Here is a 6874-nt window from a genome sequence, read left to right as displayed (position 1 = left end):
GTCGCGTAGAACGCGCGAATAGAACCCTTCAAGACCGTTTGATCAAGGAGATGCGTCTGGAAGGCATCAGTTCGATTGCTGAGGCCAATGCATGGTTGCCCTGCTTTATTGAGCAGTTCAACCAGAAGTTTGCCAAGTGTGCGCGAAATTCAAAGAACTTACATCGTCCTCTAACTGAATCTGATGCTGAGCTGGAGGATATATTCACCTGGCAGGAAACGCGTAAGGTCACGAAGAACCTCACCATCACGTATGACAAGTGTATTTATCTGCTTGAACCGACAGAGCTAAATCATAAGCTTGTTGAGCAATACATTTCATTTCTGGAGTACCCGGATGGCACTGTGGCGATCATGCATGAAGGACGGAAGATCAACTATAGCGTCTTCAATAAACTGGCTGGACTACAGCAGAATGAAGTGGTTGAGAATAAAAGATTAGGCTCGATTCTGGCGCATATTCAACAGCAACATGAAGAATTGGAAAAAAAAATAAACGTTCCCGGGCCAAGAAAAGTATGCCGAGTCGTAAAGCTCAGAAAGCTGTTATTGAACAAAGAAATTTAAATCCTGTGCTTGACTCTTGCAGTTAAAAACAGGAGATTTTAAATGGTTTATCGCATAGACATTTTAATTGGGGAATAACAGTTTTTCCAAAAAATAGAGATCATTTGAGAATATTTTGATGTATTTTCTAATACCTACATTGATTCTTTTCTTATTAAAAAATAAGATGAGCTTGATTGAAAATGACACTGCTGAAGTAGCTTATGTATTTGGGATTCTTGTGAATATAAAATAATGTTCCAAATTACTAAAGAAACCGAAGCATTAAGTACTTTAAATAATTTGAGTTTTTAAACAAATGATGATTAAAAAATTAACCTTCCTGATTAGCTCGGCACTTTTACTAACAGCATGTGGAGGTTCAAGTTCTAAAGTAAATCAAAATAATGACAGCAATAATGCTACTTCTACACCACCTACTTTACCTTTAGATGGTTCACCATCGAACACAACTGTTCATACTTTAGAGTTTCCTATTGCTGAATATAAAATCAAAGCAGTAGATGTTGGGTTGAAGGACCATATTTTTTCTCTTATAGAAAATTACAAGACTACTTTAAATAATAAAATTAATGAAAATACACAGACATTGTATCAACAAAACATCCAATATGATCCAGCTTGGCAATTTCGTAAAGAATATGTGCTGACTAAAAATAAAATCTATTACTCAGCCAATAGCCAACATCCTCAATATCTGGTTTCAAATTCAAATGGAAAAATTATTACAACTTTTGATAGTGAAACTCCTGAATTTAAGTCTACTCTTACCTTTAAAAATATTTCATTAAATAATAGCCCCCTAAATTCTGCTTATGTCACTACTGAACTGTTAAAGAATCCTGGAGAATCTCTCAAAAATGATAAAAATTGGTTAAACCTTTCTAATCAAATTAAAAATATCTCTGGCTCATTTCCAAAAGATTCCGTTTGCCATCAATATTTGACTCAGCAATACAACCAACCAAATATAAGTTTTAGCGAGTTTGATGACTTTACAAATAAGACTATCGCTGAATGGATAGCAGAACAAAAAGCATCTGATAACAATCCGATAGTAGAAACATGGGCTAGCTATCAGGTTGCATATATTCCGGAGTCTCAACAATATAATTTTTATCATGGCGAAGGCTATCGCGGTAAAGCGGTTATTCTTAAAAATGGTAAATTATATGAAGGTAATTATGATGCAGGTGCTGTTTATGAACTCAAGGATGAATATGATAACCCAACTCAATTCAACCTCGGAATTTGCAATGCCTACAATAAAATAGCCTCAGATACTTTAAAGATAGCATTATTAGGCCTAGTAAAGAACTAATTGCCAATTTTTGAATGAAATGAATAGCCTAACTAAGTATCAAAGTAAAAATGTAGAGCCTGTAAATTAGAGTAGCTGAAAATACAATATTTAATTGGAGTAAAACTTATTAATCTTTTAGACACCTTTTTAGGTGTCTTTTTATGAATAGCCACCGATTTTGTAGACACCTTTTAGTTAGATAAAATGGCTAATCAACAGGGTTTTCGGTCTCTAAGCACTTTTTAAAGGGAACATCATCGACTCAAATCACTATTTGCAACAATGCCATCGATACTCGGGATAGATATTCAAGCCCTTTAAAACCAACAATTGCGGTAACAGAAAAACCAAGTCCAAACAGCACCATTAATGGGATGAGTAGACTGTCAGAAAAACCTAGAATTCTTCCGAGTGAAATCGCAAGGGTCGCGGTTCCCCAAGCAAACCAGCCTAATTCCGCGAAACCTAAAATGAAGTCCGATAATTTACTGCCCCAGTTACCAAAGCAGAAACGTCCCATGAGAACTGTATTTAAACCACTACGTGCAGAAATAAATCCTAAGGTGGCGGCATAAGCTCCTAATAGTAAGTTACCTATAGCCACAATCCATAAAATATCTGTAAATTCAAAGGCAACCCCAATTTTTCCACCAGCGAACATGGTTCCTGTGAAAAAAGTAAAACTAAATAAAACTAAAGCTATTGGGAGAAAGCCTTTACGTTGTGAAAGCGGTGTTTCTGTTAAAGGCGATTCTGCATGCGCACTCATATTCAACACTCCTATTCGATTTAAATTCTTGAGTGCTGAATTGCAAGAGCTGTGCCGCTTTTTTAATTGGTTAATTTAAGCTACTTAAATCATGGAATATGGGCATTTTGCACATATTTTTACTTTGAAACAGAATTAATAGATACATTATTGTGCATTAAAAACATTTTTTGGTTTTATTTTGGGCGCTTAAATAAATCGCTTTATTTCCATAGATCTTTTTTATAAATTATTTTTAATCAACTCCAATTTATAGATTTCAGCTTAAAATCTTGAATAGGAATGAACATAAAAGTGCCTGATGAAGTTCATCAGGCACTTTTATGAAATAAGTATTCACCTATTTCCGGACTAAACCTTGGTATAATTAGATTATGAATTGATTATTATTAACCAAGTCTGTAAGTGTAGTCTCTACACCTCTCAAAACCAATATATCAGTAGATTGATACTGACCTCCTGTTCCATCACGGTCGATACTAATGGTTGTATCTGTACCGTCTGATGTAACACTTAAATAATCCGCTAGTGAAGTAGCACTACCATCTCCAGCATAATCCACCAATAGATCGCTAATATCAATCATATCGGCTTCAGAATTGGGTGACGTACTGCCTACATTAAAGTTAGTCCAGGTATCAGTGCCATTACCGCCTGCATTGTCTGTCTGATCAATCACGTTATAAATTACTGTATCCATATTACCAACAGAAGAGTTAAATACATCTCCTCCGGCTGTACTAGCCATTAGACCAACAGATCCTGTAAAGTTTTTACCTGCATTGATCGTTAGAATAGCGGTATCTGAAGAACCAGAAGGCGAGTTCAATGAATATTCAAATTCTTCATAACCGAAAGCCGATCCTGATTGCGTATATACATATGTCCCATCACTATTAAGTAATAATGAACCATAGTTACCAGCAATAGTAATACTGTCAGGACCTGTGACATTATCTAAATCATTTGCAGTATAGACTGTTTGATTATTTATCGTGATTGATGAGTAGTCCGGGAAAGACATTATATCATTAACCAATAAATTACCTGACGTTGTTTTAGAATTAACTGTCAAATCCCATGTAGCACCCGCTTGCAAAAATCCATTAGGAACATCAATGCTGTAAATAAGCTGGTAAGTACCTGCTGATAAATTAATTGTATCAGACAGTAAAGGCTCACCTGATGTTTGTGTCCTTTGAGGAATTACCTCTTCACTCTCACTATTAACACTTATTAAACGATAGCTAATCGTAACATTAGATTGACCAATATTGTTTGCCATTAATTGAATAGAGGTGATATTAAAACTATTATCTTGAATAGTGAATTCATAAACTTTATTTTCTACATCTCTTAAAGTATTTAATCCGGCACTATCATTATAATTTAGTGTAGCTGCTGGATTTGTCACATTTAGTGCTGAATCATAAAAATCATTCACAGCATTCACAACATCAAAACGAAGATTCAAATCAGCAAATGAATATAAACCACTCACCGAATCATAAATTGTATAACTAAAGCTATCTGTTACACCATATTCTGGAATCGCGATAGCATCATATGAATATTCACCCTGAGAAGTAATAGTTAAAATACCGTACTTCCCTTGAATTACAGTATCTCCACTTAAAGCAATCGCTACGCCTTTTACCGTAGTCACAATCGTTCCCGAAGGTGCTATATCTACCCCCAAACCATTATCATCAGTAATAATATTACCTGTTATTAGTTTAACATTAGATACATCAGGATCATTATAATCATATGTGAGATCGGAAGTTATGTTTAAAGTATAACCCGTGGCAATCGTAATTCCCTCATCAGGAGCTAAAATTAAACGGTATTCACCTTCTGGTAAACTTAATGATAAGGGAGCTGAATTTCCTCCTAATAGAACAACAGTAAACCAGTTTTCTTGCACATCAAATTGCTTATAAGTAGCACTTACTTGATCATATTTATATATATATAAATCAAAAGAAGCTCCCACAGCGATTCCACCAGCATTCGCAGTTATAGTTAGATCTCGTACTGTATTTTCATCTACAGTTAACGAAATCATATCGTCTGTATCTAAAAGACTTAAATCAAGTACATAGCCAAGATCAACACCTACGAGCGTAAATGCAGTTTCACTTCCTAACTCATTTGTAGTAGTTTTAGGTGCTGCGTTCAATATAGTGTTGACATCATTATCTACAGCATAGAGTATATTTTGATTTGCATCAGGAACAATATTACCTGACAAATTAATTGTAATCGTAGCTGAGTCTGTTAATAACCCGTCTAAAGAAATGAGTGTATAGTTAAATATATCGGACTTATCAATCGCATTTTGATCGCCATTCGCTTCGTACGTATATTCACCCAAATTATTAATCGTCAAGGTACCATATAATCCAACAATTTTAATATTAGAACCATCATTTGGAATAGATATCAGCGCACCAGTATTATCGGTTACGGTTGCTACAGTTGCATCCCCTAATGCTCCTCGATTATCAGAACCAGAACCATTATCCTCGAAGATGTTTCCAGAAATGCTTATAACAGGGAAATAACTTTCCACACCATTTACAGTTACATCTACATTAGCTAAAACACTCAACGTATTATTTACTAATCTGGCAACAATAGAATCAACTACACCATCTAAAGTAGGAAGAAGACCTGTATCCACTAAAACAGGCTCAAGCGCGTCTAGTAAAATATCTAATCGTAAAACATTTACTGTATTGAGAAGGCTAGTCACTACATCAAGCACCGCATCTGTCAATACAGTACCACCTACAGCATTTTGTAGAGCATCTAGAATTAATTGTTGATTTTCAGCACCTAATAGCTGCTCTCCAGAGCCTAGATTAGCTAGAGTAAGGTTTGTTAACAATGATGATAGTTCGCTTTCATCATTTTCTACAATGATACGGTAATTACCTTCTGGTAAGTCATTAACCATTAAGCCAATTGTGTTCACATCACTTGAAACATCTAATAACTGTAGAATTTCACTTCCTAGTAGTAAACCATTTTCTGTAGTTGCGACCTTTACTTCAGTGACACTTCCATCAGCATTTAAACGTACAACAGTCACTCTATAACCTGAAGCTACGGCAAGTAAATTCTCTTGCGTAACAGTAATTACTACATCACCTGTACGGTTTTGATCTCCATTTAAAGAACTTTTTGGCACTGTAAAATCAACACCTGCGGTATCTGAATTAATAAGCAGATTAGAGTCTATAACATCCACATCTTCTTCATTAATTGGTTCATCCCAAATTTCTGCAATTTGCGAACCCAATTCTAGATCGATGGTGTCATCTTGCGCGTTAATTGAATCTATTATAACTGTCTTACTTACTGAACTTATAGTCCCACCAGATGAGTCTTGTATTCTCACATGATAAGTGTAACTTTCACCATTAGTTAGATCACGATTATCAAAATAACTCCACATACCACCAAATACTGTCAAATCTATCCAGTTCACATTATCTAGACTTATTTGAGCTTTTTCTTCCGACCCCAAATTACCAACCAAAATACCATTTACAGTTAGAGTGGTATCACTAGTAATAAAATCAATAGTGGATGCCCCTGTATCTTCACTAATTGAGGTAATATCAATTGCCGCAGCCACATTATCTGGAACACTAATGACAGGTGCTGCATCCGCAGTCTTGCCATACTGATCGGTACCCGTCGAGTCAACTTGAGTAGAGTCTTTTACTGCATTCGGCTGCAGGGTGACAATACCCGTACCAACATTAATCGTCGCAATAAGGGAATTCACTGACTGATTTTCAGCATCTAAGAGAGTCCAGCTACCATTTTCCGCTTTCGTCGCTGTTAAGGTAACCGCTGTACCAGCTTCATTGATGTATGTGATCACCTGTTGGATGTTGTCGGCACCTGGTTGTGCTGTCACGCTACCATCATCATTGGCCGTCAATACCGGAGCATCCGCTGCTTCAGCCGTGGTGTCATCATAACCGCTATAAACAGTGGCATCTGCAGTATTGTCATACTGATCGGTACCCGTCGAGTCGACTTGGGTGAAGTCTGTAACTGCATCCGGCTGCAGGATCACAACACCTGTTATCGCATCAATGCTGACATCTGTAGGAGTATTATCCAGGGTCCAGCTACCATTTTCCGCTTTCGTCGCTGTTAAGGTAACCGCTGTACCAGCTTCATTGATGTATGTGATCACCTGTTGGATGTTGTCGG

The 6874-nt window shown here is 36.3% G+C and carries 3 protein-coding genes and 1 pseudogene; 2 read left to right on the top strand and 2 right to left on the bottom strand.

Annotated elements, in window-relative coordinates:
- Positions 1-592, top strand: a pseudogene (locus tag NI470_RS15340) (ISNCY family transposase); the annotation flags it as partial.
- Between the two features lie 272 nt (positions 593-864).
- Positions 865-1887 (top strand): hypothetical protein, encoded by a 1023-nt coding sequence (locus tag NI470_RS15335; RefSeq protein ID WP_180087568.1) that lies wholly within the window; start codon positions 865-867, stop codon positions 1885-1887.
- A gap of 244 nt (positions 1888-2131) precedes the next feature.
- Here the strand turns inward: NI470_RS15335 and NI470_RS15330 are convergent, their stop codons facing one another.
- A complete protein-coding gene (locus NI470_RS15330) occupies positions 2132-2638 on the bottom strand; it encodes a cytosine permease (protein WP_253148969.1) in 507 nt (168 codons plus the stop codon).
- 367 nt (positions 2639-3005) lie between these two features.
- Positions 3006-6857 carry a beta strand repeat-containing protein gene (locus tag NI470_RS15860; protein WP_253154018.1) on the bottom strand — a complete coding sequence of 1284 codons (3852 nt, stop codon included), beginning with the start codon at positions 6855-6857 and terminating at the stop codon, positions 3006-3008.
- Positions 6858-6874 lie beyond the last annotated feature (17 nt).

Origin of the sequence: Acinetobacter lwoffii (assembly GCF_024129115.1) — a bacterium.
Lineage (GTDB): Bacteria > Pseudomonadota > Gammaproteobacteria > Pseudomonadales > Moraxellaceae > Acinetobacter > Acinetobacter lwoffii_T.
The sequence above is the reverse complement of the archived record's forward strand: the minus strand, read 5'-3'. Positions and strand labels throughout refer to the sequence as shown.

What these genes read in the sequence shown, in the direction of transcription:
- NI470_RS15335 (WP_180087568.1), top strand. Translation starts at nt 865, where the DNA reads ATGATGATTAAAAAATTAACCTTCCTGATTAGCTCGGCACTTTTACTA.
- NI470_RS15330 (WP_253148969.1), bottom strand. Translation starts at nt 2,638, where the DNA reads ATGAGTGCGCATGCAGAATCGCCTTTAACAGAAACACCGCTTTCACAA.